The organism is Pseudomonas lurida, from assembly GCF_013522705.1.
GTDB classification, from domain to species: domain Bacteria; phylum Pseudomonadota; class Gammaproteobacteria; order Pseudomonadales; family Pseudomonadaceae; genus Aquipseudomonas; species Aquipseudomonas quebecensis.
In genome coordinates this window covers 1-15,023 of record NZ_JAAMRE010000033.1, presented here as the reverse complement: position 1 = coordinate 15,023, position 15,023 = coordinate 1, and the positions used below count along the sequence as shown (strand labels likewise).

Annotated in this window: 11 protein-coding genes and 4 tRNA genes; all 15 read right to left on the bottom strand. The window is 55.2% G+C overall.

The genetic code is table 11. The features are described from left to right. Positions 1–71: 71 nt before the first annotated feature. Positions 72–4,271 carry a DNA-directed RNA polymerase subunit beta' gene (rpoC, locus tag G7025_RS22730; protein ID WP_010206924.1) on the bottom strand — a complete coding sequence of 1,400 codons (4,200 nt, stop codon included), beginning with the start codon at positions 4,269–4,271 and terminating at the stop codon, positions 72–74. Between the two features lie 64 nt (positions 4,272–4,335). Further along, positions 4,336–8,409 (bottom strand): DNA-directed RNA polymerase subunit beta, encoded by a 4,074-nt coding sequence (gene rpoB, locus G7025_RS22725; RefSeq protein ID WP_181081306.1) that lies wholly within the window; start codon positions 8,407–8,409, stop codon positions 4,336–4,338. A 219-nt stretch (positions 8,410–8,628) separates the two neighbouring features. Then, positions 8,629–8,994 (bottom strand): 50S ribosomal protein L7/L12, encoded by a 366-nt coding sequence (rplL, locus tag G7025_RS22720; protein WP_034148078.1) that lies wholly within the window; start codon positions 8,992–8,994, stop codon positions 8,629–8,631. Between the two features lie 75 nt (positions 8,995–9,069). Beyond that, entirely contained in the window at positions 9,070–9,570 is a 501-nt protein-coding gene (rplJ, locus tag G7025_RS22715) for a 50S ribosomal protein L10 (RefSeq protein WP_034101003.1), read from the bottom strand. 198 nt (positions 9,571–9,768) lie between these two features. Continuing rightward, the gene (gene rplA / locus G7025_RS22710) at positions 9,769–10,464 is read right to left on the bottom strand and encodes a 50S ribosomal protein L1 (RefSeq protein WP_003176434.1); all 696 of its coding nucleotides are present in this window, start codon (positions 10,462–10,464) and stop codon (positions 9,769–9,771) included. Beyond that, positions 10,464–10,895, bottom strand: coding sequence for a 50S ribosomal protein L11 (gene rplK, locus G7025_RS22705; RefSeq protein ID WP_003176435.1), 432 nt, complete (start codon positions 10,893–10,895; stop codon positions 10,464–10,466). The genes rplA and rplK overlap by 1 nt, the downstream gene beginning before the upstream one ends. 117 nt (positions 10,896–11,012) lie before the next feature. Beyond that, the gene (gene nusG / locus G7025_RS22700) at positions 11,013–11,546 is read right to left on the bottom strand and encodes a transcription termination/antitermination protein NusG (protein WP_003176436.1); all 534 of its coding nucleotides are present in this window, start codon (positions 11,544–11,546) and stop codon (positions 11,013–11,015) included. A gap of 9 nt (positions 11,547–11,555) precedes the next feature. After that, a complete protein-coding gene (gene secE / locus G7025_RS22695) occupies positions 11,556–11,924 on the bottom strand; it encodes a preprotein translocase subunit SecE (RefSeq protein ID WP_003194658.1) in 369 nt (122 codons plus the stop codon). A 45-nt stretch (positions 11,925–11,969) separates the two neighbouring features. Then, positions 11,970–12,045 (bottom strand) — tRNA-Trp (locus G7025_RS22690). Positions 12,046–12,205: 160 nt separating this feature from the next. Next, positions 12,206–12,281, bottom strand: a tRNA-Thr gene (locus tag G7025_RS22685). A gap of 26 nt (positions 12,282–12,307) precedes the next feature. After that, positions 12,308–12,381 (bottom strand) — tRNA-Gly (locus G7025_RS22680). Positions 12,382–12,405: 24 nt separating this feature from the next. Next, positions 12,406–12,490, bottom strand: a tRNA-Tyr gene (locus G7025_RS22675). A gap of 143 nt (positions 12,491–12,633) precedes the next feature. Next, positions 12,634–13,080: a hypothetical protein gene (locus G7025_RS22670; protein ID WP_181081305.1), complete on the bottom strand. Its 447-nt coding sequence runs from the start codon at positions 13,078–13,080 to the stop codon at positions 12,634–12,636. Positions 13,081–13,087: 7 nt separating this feature from the next. Next, entirely contained in the window at positions 13,088–13,837 is a 750-nt protein-coding gene (locus G7025_RS22665) for a pantothenate kinase (protein WP_181081304.1), read from the bottom strand. Then, the gene (birA, locus tag G7025_RS22660) at positions 13,827–14,786 is read right to left on the bottom strand and encodes a bifunctional biotin--[acetyl-CoA-carboxylase] ligase/biotin operon repressor BirA (protein ID WP_181081303.1); all 960 of its coding nucleotides are present in this window, start codon (positions 14,784–14,786) and stop codon (positions 13,827–13,829) included. Before birA ends, G7025_RS22665 begins: the two co-directional genes overlap by 11 nt. Positions 14,787–15,023 lie beyond the last annotated feature (237 nt).

Here is a 15,023-nt window from a genome sequence, read left to right as displayed (position 1 = left end):
TCGAACCGGAGCAAAATTGCTTCGATCCGACGAACGGAGCGGCCAGGGCCCGGACTTATCTATCGCAGAACTCAGTTACCGCTTGAGTTCAGCGCTTCGGTCAGTGCAGCTTCCACTTCACTGGCGCTTACGCGCAACGGCTTGTCAGCATCACGGCGACGCTTACGTTCGCTGTGATAAGCCAAACCGGTACCAGCCGGGATCAGACGACCCACGACCACGTTCTCTTTCAGGCCGCGCAGGTAATCGCGCTTGCCGGTTACCGCTGCTTCGGTCAGTACGCGAGTGGTCTCCTGGAAGGAGGCCGCCGAGATGAACGACTCAGTGGACAACGACGCCTTAGTGATACCCAGCAACACACGGGTAAACTTGGAGACAAACTTGTCTTCCGCTGCAAGGCGCTCGTTTTCTACCAGTACGTGAGTCAATTCCATCTGGTCGCCCTTGATGAAACTCGAATCGCCGGATTCAGCGATTTCAACTTTACGCAGCATCTGACGCAGGATGGTCTCGATGTGCTTATCGTTGATCTTCACACCCTGCAGACGGTAAACGTCCTGGATCTCGTTAACGATGTACTTGGCCAGCGCACTCACACCCAGCAGACGCAGGATGTCGTGTGGGTCGCTTGGACCGTCAGAGATAACTTCGCCGCGGTTTACCTGTTCGCCTTCGAAGACGTTGAGGTGACGCCACTTCGGAATCAGCTCTTCGTACGGATCACTACCGTCGTTCGGAGTAATGACCAGACGGCGCTTGCCTTTGGTCTCTTTACCGAACGCGATGGTGCCGCTGACTTCAGCCAGAATCGACGCTTCCTTCGGACGACGAGCTTCGAACAAGTCGGCAACACGCGGCAGACCACCGGTGATGTCACGGGTCTTCGAAGTCTCTTGCGGGATACGCGCGATAACGTCACCGATGGCGATCTTCGCACCATCCGCTACACCGACAAGGGCGTTGGCTGGCAGGAAGTACTGAGCGATTACGTCAGTGCCTGGCAGCAACAGATCCTTACCGTTGTCATCGACCATCTTCACGGCAGGACGGATGTCTTTACCGGCAGCTGGACGATCCTTCGCGTCGAGGACTTCAATGTTGGTCATACCGGTCAATTCGTCAGTCTGACGCTTGATCGTGATGCCTTCTTCCATGCCCACGTAGGTCACGGTACCTTTCATTTCGGTAACGATTGGGTGAGTGTGCGGATCCCACTTGGCCACGATAGCGCCAGCGTCGACCTTGTCACCCTCTTTAACCGAAATCACAGCACCGTACGGCAGCTTGTAACGCTCACGCTCACGACCGTAGTCATCAGCAATCGCCAGCTCACCGGAACGGGACACAGCGACCAGATGGCCATCCACTCGCTCAACGTGCTTGAGGTTGTGCAGACGGACGGTACCGCCATTCTTCACCTGAACGCTGTCAGCCGCGGAGGTCCGGCTTGCCGCACCACCGATGTGGAACGTACGCATGGTCAGCTGAGTACCCGGCTCACCGATGGACTGGGCAGCGATAACGCCGACCGCTTCACCGATGTTCACCTGGTGACCACGAGCCAAGTCACGGCCGTAGCACTTGGCGCAAATGCCGTAGCGGGTTTCGCAGCTGATCGGCGAGCGAACAATCACTTCGTCGATGCTGTTGAGCTCGATGAACTCAACCCACTTCTCGTCAACCAGGGTGCCGGCAGGAACGATAACTTCCTCGGTGCCTGGTTTGAATACGTCGCGGGCAATGACACGACCCAATACGCGCTCACCCAGCGGCTCTACAACGTCGCCGCCTTCAATGTGCGGAGTCATCAGCAGGCCGTGCTCGGTGCCGCAATCGATCTCGGTAACCACCAGATCTTGTGCAACGTCTACCAGACGACGGGTCAGGTAACCGGAGTTAGCGGTTTTCAACGCGGTATCCGCCAGACCTTTACGAGCACCGTGAGTCGAGATGAAGTACTGAAGTACGCTCAACCCTTCACGGAAGTTCGCGGTAATCGGCGTTTCGATGATGGAACCGTCCGGCTTGGCCATCAGACCACGCATACCGGCGAGCTGACGGATCTGCGCAGCAGAACCCCGTGCGCCCGAGTCGGCCATCATGTACATCGAGTTGAAGGACTCTTGGTCAACTTCGTCGCCGTGACGGTCGATGACTTTCTCTTTCGAGAGGTTGGCCATCATCGCCTTGGAAACTTCATCGTTGGCCTTGGACCAAAGGTCGATCACCTTGTTGTACTTCTCGCCCTGGGTTACCAGGCCGGAGGCGTACTGGCTTTCGATCTCTTTCACTTCGTCGGTGGCTGCACCGATGATGCGGGCTTTTTCATCCGGGATAACGAAGTCGTTAACACCGATGGAAACGCCGGAAATGGTCGAATAAGCAAAACCGGTGTACATCAACTGGTCAGCGAAGATCACGGTCTCTTTCAAACCAACCACGCGGTAGCACTGGTTGATCAGCTTGGAGATCGCCTTTTTCTTCATTGGCAGGTTGACGACATCGTACGACAGGCCTTTTGGCACAACCTGATACAACAGCGCACGGCCGACAGTGGTGTCGACGATACGGGTGTTGGTCACGCTGCCGCCATCACGGTCGTTGACGGTTTCGTTGATCCGCACTTTAACCTTGGCGTGCAGTGCGGCTTCGCCGGCACGGAACACACGGTCAACTTCCTGCAGGTCAGCGAACACACGACCTTCGCCTTTGGCGTTGATCGCTTCACGAGTCATGTAGTACAGACCCAATACAACGTCCTGCGACGGAACGATGATTGGCTCACCGTTGGCTGGCGACAGAATGTTGTTGGTCGACATCATCAACGCACGCGCTTCCAGCTGGGCTTCCAGGGTCAGCGGTACGTGCACGGCCATTTGGTCGCCGTCGAAGTCGGCGTTGTACGCAGCACAGACCAGAGGGTGCAGCTGGATAGCCTTACCTTCGATCAGCACCGGTTCAAACGCCTGGATACCCAGACGGTGAAGGGTCGGTGCACGGTTGAGGAGAACCGGGTGTTCGCGAATCACTTCAGCGAGAACGTCCCAAACCTCTGGCAGTTCGCGCTCGACCATTTTCTTGGCCGCTTTGATGGTGGTTGCGAGACCGCGCATTTCCAGCTTGCCGAAGATGAACGGCTTGAATAGTTCAAGCGCCATTTTCTTAGGCAGACCGCACTGGTGCAGACGCAGGGTCGGGCCTACGGTAATTACCGAACGACCGGAGTAGTCAACACGCTTACCGAGCAAGTTCTGACGGAAACGACCTTGCTTACCCTTGATCATGTCAGCCAGGGATTTCAGAGGACGCTTGTTCGAACCGGTGATAGCGCGGCCACGACGACCGTTGTCGAGCAGAGCATCGACGGCCTCTTGCAACATACGCTTTTCGTTGCGCACGATGATGTCAGGAGCGGACAGATCAAGCAGGCGCTTCAAGCGGTTGTTACGGTTGATCACGCGGCGGTACAGGTCGTTGAGGTCGGACGTCGCGAAACGACCACCATCCAACGGTACCAGCGGACGCAGATCCGGCGGCAGAACCGGCAGAACGGTCAGCACCATCCACTCTGGCAAGTTGCCGGAACCCTGGAAGGCTTCCATCAACTTCAGACGCTTGGACAGTTTCTTGATCTTGGTTTCGGAGTTGGTTTGCGGAATTTCTTCGCGCAGGCGGCCAATCTCGTGCTCCAGGTCGATAGCGTGCAGGAGTTCGCGCACAGCTTCGGCGCCCATGCGGGCATCGAAATCGTCGCCGAACTCTTCCAGCGCTTCGAAGTATTGCTCATCGTTCAGCAGCTGACCCTTTTCAAGGGTGGTCATACCCGGATCGATAACGACATAGCTCTCGAAGTAGAGAACGCGCTCGATATCACGCAGGGTCATGTCCATCAGCAAGCCGATACGGGACGGCAGCGATTTCAGGAACCAGATGTGGGCAACCGGCGAAGCCAGCTCGATGTGCGCCATGCGCTCACGACGAACCTTGGCCAGCGCAACTTCAACGCCGCACTTCTCGCAGATCACACCACGGTGCTTCAAGCGCTTGTACTTACCGCACAGGCACTCGTAATCCTTTACCGGGCCAAAGATCTTGGCGCAGAACAGGCCGTCACGCTCAGGTTTGAACGTACGGTAGTTAATGGTTTCCGGCTTTTTAACTTCACCGAACGACCACGAACGGATCATCTCAGGCGATGCCAACCCAATACGGATGGCGTCGAACTCTTCGACTTGACCCTGGTTTTTCAGCAAATTCAGTAGGTCTTTCAAGGCCTTTCCTCCTGGCGGAGCAGAGAGCGGGCATCACTGCCCCGCTCTCGATTCGCGTCACGTGTTATTCGGTTTCCAGATCGATATCGATGCCGAGGGAACGAATTTCTTTGATCAACACGTTGAAGGACTCGGGCATGCCCGGCTCCATACGGTGATCGCCGTCCACGATGTTTTTGTACATCTTGGTACGACCGTTCACATCGTCCGACTTCACTGTGAGCATTTCTTGCAGAGTGTAAGCAGCACCGTATGCTTCCAGTGCCCAGACCTCCATCTCCCCGAAACGCTGACCACCGAACTGAGCCTTACCACCCAGCGGCTGCTGGGTAACCAGGCTGTACGAACCGGTAGAACGCGCGTGCATCTTGTCGTCTACCAAGTGGTTCAGCTTCAGCATGTACATGTAGCCAACAGTAACCGGGCGCTCAAACTTGTTGCCGGTACGGCCGTCGAACAGCTGCATCTGGCCACTTTCCGGCAGGTCAGCCAGTTTCAGCATGGCCTTGATTTCGCTTTCCTTGGCACCGTCGAACACCGGGGTAGCCATTGGAACGCCGCCGCGCAGGTTCTTCGCCAGATCCAGGATTTCCTGGTCAGAGAAGGTGTCCAGCTCTTCGTTGCGACCGCCGATCTCGTTGTAGATCTCGTGCAGGAACTTACGCAGGTCTGCAACCTTGCGCTGCTCCTCGATCATACGGTTGATCTTCTCGCCCAGACCTTTGGCTGCGAGGCCCAGGTGGGTTTCGAGGATCTGACCAACGTTCATACGCGAAGGTACGCCCAGTGGGTTGAGGACGACGTCAACCGGTGTGCCATTGGCATCGTGCGGCATGTCTTCAACCGGCATGATCACGGAGACCACACCTTTGTTACCGTGACGACCGGCCATCTTGTCGCCCGGCTGGATGCGACGACGGATTGCCAGGTAAACCTTGACGATTTTCAGCACGCCTGGAGCCAGGTCATCGCCCTGCTGCAGTTTGCGCTTCTTGTCTTCGAACTTGTCGTCCAGCAGACGGCGGCGATCAACGATGTAAGCCTGAGCCTTCTCGAGCTGCTCGTTCAGAGCATCTTCGGCCATGCGCAGTTTGAACCACTGACCATGCTCAAGACCGTCGAGGACTTCATTGGTGATGTCCTGACCTTTCTTCAGACCGGCGCCACCTTCAGCTTTGTGACCTACCAAAGCGGAGCGCAGACGTTCGAAGGTCGCGCCTTCAACGATACGGAACTCTTCGTTGAGATCCTTGCGGATTTCGTCGAGCTGGGTCTTCTCAATGGACAGTGCACGAGCATCACGCTCAACGCCGTCACGGGTGAAGACCTGTACGTCGATGACAGTACCCTTGGTACCGGTAGGTACACGCAGGGAAGTGTCTTTAACGTCGCTGGCTTTTTCACCGAAGATGGCACGCAACAGTTTCTCTTCTGGGGTCAGCTGGGTCTCGCCTTTCGGAGTGACCTTACCAACCAGAATGTCGCCTGCGCCAACTTCAGCACCTACGTAAACGATACCGGCTTCGTCCAGCTTGTTCAGTGCAGCCTCACCCACGTTCGGGATGTCCGCAGTGATTTCCTCTGGCCCAAGCTTGGTATCACGCGCCACACAGGTCAGTTCCTGAATGTGGATCGTGGTGAAGCGGTCTTCTTGAACAACACGCTCGGACAGGCAGATGGAGTCTTCGAAGTTGAAGCCGTTCCACGCCATGAACGCGATGCGCATGTTCTGACCCAGAGCCAGTTCACCCATATCGGTGGACGGGCCGTCGGCCATGATGTCGCTGCGCTGAACACGATCACCTTTGCTGACCAGCGGACGCTGGTTGATGCAGGTGTTCTGGTTCGAGCGGGTGTATTTGGTCAGGTTGTAGATGTCGACACCAGCTTCGCCAGTTTCAACTTCGTCATCGGCAACACGAACCACGATACGGCTGGCATCAACGGAATCGATCACGCCGCCACGACGAGCCACGACGCAAACGCCGGAGTCACGAGCTACGTTACGCTCCATGCCGGTACCTACCAGCGGCTTGTCGGCACGCAGGGTCGGTACAGCCTGACGCTGCATGTTGGAACCCATCAACGCACGGTTGGCGTCATCGTGCTCCAGGAACGGGATCAGCGACGCTGCGACCGAAACTACCTGCTTGGGCGAAACGTCCATCAAGGTGACGTCTTCCGGCGCCTTGACGGTGAACTCGTTCAAGTGACGAACAGCTACCAGCTCGTCGATCAGGACTTTCTTGTCGTTCATCGTGGCCGAAGCCTGAGCGATCACGTGATCAGCTTCTTCGATGGCGGACAGGAAGACGATCTCGTCAGTAACCAGAGCGTCTTTCACCACACGGTACGGGCTTTCGAGGAAGCCGTACTGGTTGGTGCGCGCATAGGCGGCCAAGGAGTTGATCAGACCGATGTTCGGACCTTCCGGCGTTTCGATCGGGCATACGCGACCGTAATGCGTCGGGTGTACGTCACGAACTTCAAAGCCTGCACGCTCACGGGTCAGACCGCCCGGGCCCAGTGCAGAAACACGGCGCTTGTGGGTGATCTCGGAGAGCGGGTTGTTCTGGTCCATGAACTGCGAAAGCTGGCTGGAACCGAAGAACTCTTTCACCGCCGCAGCCACTGGCTTGGCGTTGATCAGGTCTTGCGGCATCAAGCCTTCGCTTTCAGCCATCGACAGACGCTCTTTGACCGCACGCTCAACACGCACCAGGCCAACGCGGAACTGGTTCTCGGCCATTTCGCCTACGCAGCGAACACGACGGTTACCCAGGTGGTCGATGTCATCGACAATGCCTTTGCCGTTACGGATGTCGACCAGAGTCTTCAGAACCGCAACGATATCTTCCTTGCACAGCACGCCCGAACCTTCGATCTCGGTACGACCGATACGACGGTTGAACTTCATCCGGCCGACCGCGGACAGGTCATAGCGCTCAGGGCTGAAGAACAGGTTGTTGAACAGGGTTTCGGCAGCGTCTTTGGTTGGTGGCTCACCAGGACGCATCATGCGATAAATCTCGACCAGCGCTTCCAATTGGTTGCTGGTGGAGTCGATCTTCAGCGTGTCGGAGATGAACGGACCGCAGTCGATGTCGTTGGTATACAGGGTTTCGATGCGAACAACCTGGGCCTTGGCGATTTTCGCCAGGATCTCGGTGTTCAGCTCGGTGTTGCACTCAGCCAGGATCTCGCCTGTGGCCGGGTGAACGATAACCTTGGCGGTGGTGCGACCCAGGACATAGTCCAGAGGCACTTCGAGCTCTGTGATACCGGCTTTTTCGATCTGGTTGATGTGGCGCGCAGTGATACGACGGCCAGCTTCAACAATAACCTTGCCTTTTTCATCCTGGATGTCCAGGACAGCAATTTCACCACGCAGACGCGAAGCAATCAGTTCCAGCTTGAGGGTTTCATCCTTCAGGCTGAATACGTTGGTGGTGTAGAAAGCATCCAGCACCTGTTCGGTGGTATAGCCGAGCGCGCGCAACAATACCGAGGCCGGCAGTTTACGACGACGGTCAATACGCACGAATACGCAGTCTTTCGGGTCGAACTCGAAGTCCAGCCACGAACCGCGGTACGGAATAATCCGCGCGGAATACAGGAGCTTGCCGGAGCTGTGCGTTTTGCCGCGGTCGTGGTCAAAGAACACGCCCGGGGAACGGTGCAGCTGGGAAACGATTACACGCTCGGTACCGTTAATAACGAAGGTACCGTTTTCAGTCATCAATGGGATTTCGCCCATGTAGACTTCTTGCTCTTTGATGTCCTTGATCGCTTTGTTCGACGATTCTTTGTCGAAAATGATCAGACGGACTTTTACCCGCAAAGGTACGGCGTACGTAACGCCACGCAACACACATTCTTTGACATCAAATGCCGGTTCGCCCAGGCGATAACCCACGTACTCCAGCGCAGCATTGCCGGAGTAGCTGATGATCGGGAAAACGGATTTGAAGGCCGCATGCAGGCCCACGTCGCGGAACTGATCTTTGGTCGCTCCCGCCTGCAAGAATTCACGATACGAATCCAGCTGGATAGCCAGAAGGTACGGGACATCCATGACGTCCGGCAACTTGCTAAAGTCCTTGCGGATACGTTTTTTCTCAGTATATGAGTAAGCCATCAGCGTTCCCCAGCTTGGTCACCTGCTTGTTTGGCCCCTCCGACGGGAGCAGCCAGAAAATCTTGCAAACCCCATGGTTTGCACCACCGCATCGGGTGGCTACAGCGCGTTAATGGCGGCGACCGAGTCGACAGCCAAGAACGGAAAAAGGCCGGTGGCAAGAGCCACCAGCCATCAGCCTTCAGCTTAACGCTTGGGCTGGAGACGCAAGGTCGATGCTTACTTCAGCTCGACTTTAGCGCCTGCTTCTTCCAGAGTTGCTTTGGCTTTGTCAGCTGCGTCTTTGGCAACAGCTTCCAGAACCATGGCAGGAGCGCCGTCAACTACAGCCTTGGCTTCTTTCAGGCCCAGACCGGTCAGTTCACGTACTGCCTTGATCACGTTAACTTTCTTCTCGCCAGCTTCGGTCAGCATGACGTTGAATTCGGTTTGCTCTTCAACAACGGCAGCAGCAGCAGCTGGACCAGCGGAAGCAGCAGCAGCGGTAACGCCGAATTTTTCTTCGAAAGCTTTGATCAGCTCAACAACTTCCATTACGGACATGTTGCCAACTGCTTCAAGGATATCGTTCTGAGAGATAGACATGAATCTAATTCCTGATATTGGGGACGGCCTACGCGACCATCGAAAAAAACAAAAAACGCGAGAAGTTGACGAGCCTTAGGCTGCAGCAGCTTCTTTTTGGTCGCGAATTGCCGCCAGAGTACGAGCCAATTTGCTGGTAGCGCCTTGAATCACGCTCATCAGCTGGGAGATTGCTTCGTCACGGGTCGGCAGAGTTGCCAGCACGTCGATTTGGTTAGCTGCGAGGTACTTGCCCTCGAACGCAGCTGCCTTGATCTCGAACTTATCCTGACCCTTAGCAAACTCTTTGAACAAACGGGCAGCAGCACCTGGATGTTGGGTGGAGAATGCAATCAAGGTCGGGCCGGTGAACACGTCATTGAGAACACTGTATTCAGTGTCAGCAACAGCGCGCTTGAGCAGGGTGTTACGTACAACACGTACGTATACGCCAGCTTCACGAGCCTCTTTACGGAGTCCGGTCATAGCGCCTACTGTCACACCACGGGCATCAGCCACGACAGCGGACAGAGCAGCTTTGGCAGCCTCGTTGACTTCAGCGACGATGGCCTTCTTGTCTTCGAGATTAATTGCCACGGGTTTAACTCCTGCTTGTTACCGTTTCATCCGGCCTGAGCCGGATGTCGTTTTGGTGTCTGATTCGGTAAGGAACCGGGAGCACCATCTGCGTAGGCTTGTGGTTTAAGACTTGCGTCGCCTACGGTCTTGGATAGCCCCCGCCAGGCAGGGACCCCAATTTTTCAATTGGCGCAATTGCTTGCGCCAATCTGTGTCTTATACGTCCAGCGAACCTTGGTCGATGACCAGACCTGGGCCCATAGTGGTGCTCAGGGTAACGCGCTTAACGTAGATGCCTTTCGAAGAAGCTGGCTTGATACGCTTCAGATCCGCGATCAGGGCTTCAACGTTTTCCTTCAGCTTGACGGCGTCGAAGCCAACCTTGCCAACGGAGGTGTGAATGATGCCGTTTTTGTCGGTGCGATAACGAACCTGACCAGCTTTGGCGTTCTTAACCGCGGTAGCTACGTCTGGAGTTACGGTGCCGACTTTTGGGTTAGGCATCAGGCCACGTGGACCCAGGATCTGACCCAACTGACCTACAACACGCATTGCATCAGGAGAAGCGATGACCACGTCGTAGTTCAGGTCGCCGCCTTTCATTTCGGCAGCCAGGTCGTCCATGCCAACGCGGTCAGCACCGGCAGCCAGGGCAGCTTCAGCAGCAGGGCCCTGGGTGAAAACAGCTACACGTACAGTCTTGCCAGTGCCGTGTGGCAGCACAGTAGCGCTACGAACGACTTGGTCGGATTTACGTGGGTCAACGCCCAGGTTCACAGCAACGTCAACGGACTCGCTGAACTTGACAGTCGACAGCTCGGTCAGCAGAGCGGCGGCGTCTACAAAGTTGTAGGACTTGCCTGCTTCGATTTTGCCGGCGATAGCCTTTTGGCGCTTGGTCAGCTTAGCCATTACACACCCTCCACGTTAAGGCCCATGCTACGAGCAGAACCGGCGATGGTACGCACGGCTGCATCCATATCAGCTGCGGTCAGATCAGCGTTTTTGGTTTTCGCGATCTCTTCCAGCTGGGCACGAGTGACGGTGCCAACCTTAACAGTGTTAGGACGAGCGGAACCGCTGGTCAGGCCAGCAGCTTTCTTCAGCAGAACCGAAGCCGGAGTCGACTTGGTTTCAAAAGTGAAGCTACGGTCGCTGTACACGGTGATGATCACAGGGGTCGGCAGACCTGGCTCAAGACCCTGAGTACGGGCGTTGAAGGCCTTGCAGAATTCCATGATATTCACGCCGTGCTGACCCAGAGCCGGGCCGACAGGTGGACTAGGGTTGGCCTGAGCGGCCTTCACTTGCAGCTTGATGTAAGCGGTAATCTTCTTGGCCATGAGGCACTCCAATTACGGGTTCAAACGCCTCGAAAGGCTCCCCGGTTACTTGCGCGTTTATCCCAGTGACGACAAAACCCCACAGCCTAAGGCTGTGGGGTTGGGATGCTTGCCCAGCTAGACCTTTTCGACCTGGCTGAACTCCAACTCTACCGGAGTAGAGCGACCGAAAATGAGCACAGCCACTTGGATCCGGCTCTTTTCGTAGTTAACCTCTTCGACAGTTCCGTTGAAGTCAGCGAACGGACCATCTGTAACACGAACGACCTCACCAGGCTCGAACAACGTCTTCGGCTTAGGCTTGTCGCTACCATCAGCGACACGACGCAGAATCGCTTCCGCCTCTTTATCGGTGATCGGCGCAGGCTTATCAGCAGTACCGCCGATAAAGCCCATGACACGAGGAGTGTCCTTGACCAAGTGCCAAGTACCCTCATTCATGTCCATCTGAACCAGCACGTAGCCAGGGAAGAACTTGCGTTCGCTTTTACGCTTCTGACCATTCCGCATTTCAACCACTTCTTCAGTGGGAACCAGAATTTCACCGAAGCCATCTTCCATGCCTGCAAGCTTTACGCGCTCCAGCAAAGAGCGCATAACATGCTTCTCGTAACCCGAGTAAGCATGCACAACGTACCAACGCTTAGCCACGGGACACCCTTAGCCAACAATCAAGGAAACAAGCCAACCGAGCAGGGAATCAAGCCCCCACAACAGCAACGCCATAACCAGAACGACAGCCACAACAATCAGCGTGGTCTGCGTGGTTTCTTGGCGAGTCGGCCAAACGACTTTACGAATTTCGGTGCGAGCTTCCTTCACCAGGACTGCAAACGACTTACCCTTTGCAGTCTGCAAGCCAACAAAGGCAGCGACAGCAGCAAGAGCCAGCAGTGCAAGAACTCGATACAGGATCGGCGAAGCAGAATAGTACTGATTGCCAACAACGCCTACGACCACCAAAGCGACTACAGCGAGCCACTTGACGAGATCGAAACGAGAGCTTTGAGCTTCAGCCTTAGGAGTCATCTATGAAGATCCTGTGAAAAGAAAGCCAGACACACCACGTGAATCTGGCAGGTCAGGAGGGAATCGAACCCCCAACCTACGGTTTTGGAGACCGTCGCTCTGCCAATTGAGCTACTGACCTAAAACAAAATCAGGCCGACCATTATGCAGGCCTGAAAAAGACTTTACAACAACCAACCCCACTAGACTTGAAGTCACCCAGCAAAACAGCCAAGCAAACACCAACAAGCCGAGGCAGCCGTTAAAACAAAGGCAGATATTTTCATATCTGCCTTGTTATATGGAGCTCTTGAGCGGATTTGAACCGCTGACCTCACCCTTACCAAGGGTGTGCTCTACCAACTGAGCTACAAGAGCAAAACACTTTGCACAACCTGCAAACATGGAGCGGGTAGCGGGAATCGAACCCGCATCATCAGCTTGGAAGGCTGAGGTTCTACCACTAAACTATACCCGCGGAGCCTGCAGCTCACGCTAAAAATGGTGGAGGGGGAAGGATTCGAACCTTCGAAGTCGTAGACGTCAGATTTACAGTCTGATCCCTTTGGCCGCTCGGGAACCCCTCCTAAGCGAGCCGGCATTCTACATCATGCCAGCCTTCTGTCAAGCAATTTCTCATTTAAAAATATGAGGTTAGCTGCGTTGACCTTCGCTTCACACCGTAGACCTCAACGGTCTTCACTGCGAAGCGGGCGCCATTCTATGCAAACTATTCGGCAGTTGCAACGCCTTCGCACAACATTATTTTATGTTTTAACTCATTGAATTCCTTAGCAAGGTTTTCAAGGGGCAGATCGTCTGCCAGCCTCCGGCTTTCTGGCGAGACCCGAAGCCAATACCGGGAGGCGTCTGAAGACTTAAGCAACTGGACTTGGACCTTTATATCCAGGCTTGTAAGTCGCTGCTCAAGCGCGACCGCCTGGCGCTGATCGGCAAACCCACCGACATACAGGCAGGTATCTTGCGCTTCAGCCGTCTTAGAGCGATCCCGACGGACAGCAGCATCAGAAGATTCACTCAATAGCCTTATATCCTGAGACGAGCCACGATAAAGACTCAGAGGCGTTACATCTTTGGCGCGCAAAGGCGCCTCCTGCTGATGCCAAATGTAATAGAAGACATTGAGGACAACCAGAAGCAGAAACAGCCAACGCATAGACACCTCAGGGCAAAGGGCAGGCCATGGCCAAACCAACGAAAACCAGGTCGGGCACAAGCCGAGCTTCAGGCACCGCATCCGCTATCAATTGCGCATCTCCGCCCGTAAGAAACACGGTGAAATTATCCTCCCAGTAAACCCGCGCCTGTTCCAACTGGGTCAAAACGAAGCCCCTCAGCATCAGCGCACAACCGCGCTCCACAGCTTCCACAGTAGTACGCCCCGGCGACAGGCGTTCCAAGGCTCGCTCGGCCTCCTCATCGTCATAACGTATCTTGCGCGTGTGAGTACGCAGCTGATTACGCATGAGTGGCATCCCTGGGCAAATGAACCCTCCCAGATGCTCTCCATCCGCCCCAACATAATCTGCAGTGGCCGCAGTACCAAAGTCGAGTACCAAGCACGCGCGATTTGCCAGCTTGAAGGCTCCCAGCATGGCCAACCATCGGTCCAGCCCCAGACGCTCGAACTCGTGGTACCCGTTGCGCACACCGCCCATTTCCCGGGCCGGGGCAGCAACAGAGACAACGAGGTTAAAGGTACGCACCAGGGCCTCAACGAGCCTTTCAGTCTCCTCTACCGCACGAACACTCACCATTCGACAGCGCGCCAAGCTTAGGCCTGGAACGACCTTCAGCCCTTCAATTAAGGCCATATCCGAACCAACGACCCCCTCGGCAAACGCCGATTTTCCAATTGGTTCGATCACTCTCCATTTGATAAAGCTATTCCCACAGTCGAGCTCAAGAATCATCACGCAACCTCAGGCTTAGCTCACCACCGCTGTATGCTTTCTCTACACCAGCTACATTTAAGCGCAAAGCGCCACGGCCATCGATACCCAGCACGCGCCCATGAATTTGATTTGCTCCTGCGATAAGGGAGACCAAGCATCCCTGCCACAGATGATTCTGCTCCCACTCCTCTCGCAAAGCCTCAAAACCAGATTCACGGTGACACTCGAGATAATGCTGCAACTGCGCTCCAAGCTGCGCGACCATTTGGTTGCGATCAACAGGAGCCCCAGCCTCCAATTGCACAGAGGTCCATTGCTGATCGATACCGGCGACTTCTTGCATATTCACATTGATGCCAATGCCAACGACTACGTGACAGATGTCTGCCGGATCGCCCACGAGCTCTAACAGGATCCCGGCAATCTTCTTACCATCCACCAACACATCGTTCGGCCACTTCAGTCCCGCACGATGCACGCCTGACGCTTGCAAGGCGCGCATAACAGCCAAACCAACAACCAGGCTAAGCCCGTCCAATTGGCGCAATCCGTCTTCGATACGCAATACGAGGCTGTAATAGATATTTTGCGCAAACGGACTTACCCATTGGCGGCCACGTCTTCCCCGCCCTGCCGTTTGCCGCTCCGCAAGCACGAGAAAGGGCGCAGTAGAGCCTGCAGTAATCAAGCGCAGGGCTTCAGCGTTGGTCGAATCAAGAGATTCAGATATGAAAATGGGGTAAGACAAAGAAGGCGCATTCAGGGCAATTTCATCAGCATCCAGGAAGGACACAGGAGCAGCCAATTGATAGCCTCTTCCTCGAACCCTGTGAATAGCCAGGTTCGATTCAAGTTCTAAATTCTGGAGCTGCTTCCATACCGCGCTACGACTCACACCCAGAGCCGCACCGAGCTCCTCACCAGAATGAAATCGGCCGTCTTTAAGAAGCTTCAACAACATCAGCATGCAAGTATCGCCTCACAATGAGGCACGCATGATAGCCATGCGAAGAGTGCTTGCATAGAAAGGGCAAAATTTAGCGTCGAAAACAGGAGAAAATCAGAGTGCCCTCACTCCGCTTTTCGAGCGCCCAAAACAAAACCCCAACTGCTCTCGCAATTGGGGTTTCGGAATTTAATCTTGACGATGACCTACTCTCACATGGGGAAACCCCACACTACCATCGGCGATGCATCGTTTCAC

Coding starts and splice junctions, on each gene's coding strand:
- rpoB (WP_181081306.1), bottom strand. CDS start 8,409: ATGGCTTACTCATATACTGAGAAAAAACGTATCCGCAAGGACTTTAGC.
- rplK (WP_003176435.1), bottom strand. CDS start 10,895: ATGGCCAAGAAGATTACCGCTTACATCAAGCTGCAAGTGAAGGCCGCT.
- birA (WP_181081303.1), bottom strand. CDS start 14,786: ATGCTGATGTTGTTGAAGCTTCTTAAAGACGGCCGATTTCATTCTGGT.
- rplL (WP_034148078.1), bottom strand. CDS start 8,994: ATGTCTATCTCTCAGAACGATATCCTTGAAGCAGTTGGCAACATGTCC.
- G7025_RS22665 (WP_181081304.1), bottom strand. CDS start 13,837: ATGATTCTTGAGCTCGACTGTGGGAATAGCTTTATCAAATGGAGAGTG.
- G7025_RS22670 (WP_181081305.1), bottom strand. CDS start 13,080: ATGCGTTGGCTGTTTCTGCTTCTGGTTGTCCTCAATGTCTTCTATTAC.
- rplA (WP_003176434.1), bottom strand. CDS start 10,464: ATGGCTAAGCTGACCAAGCGCCAAAAGGCTATCGCCGGCAAAATCGAA.
- secE (WP_003194658.1), bottom strand. CDS start 11,924: ATGACTCCTAAGGCTGAAGCTCAAAGCTCTCGTTTCGATCTCGTCAAG.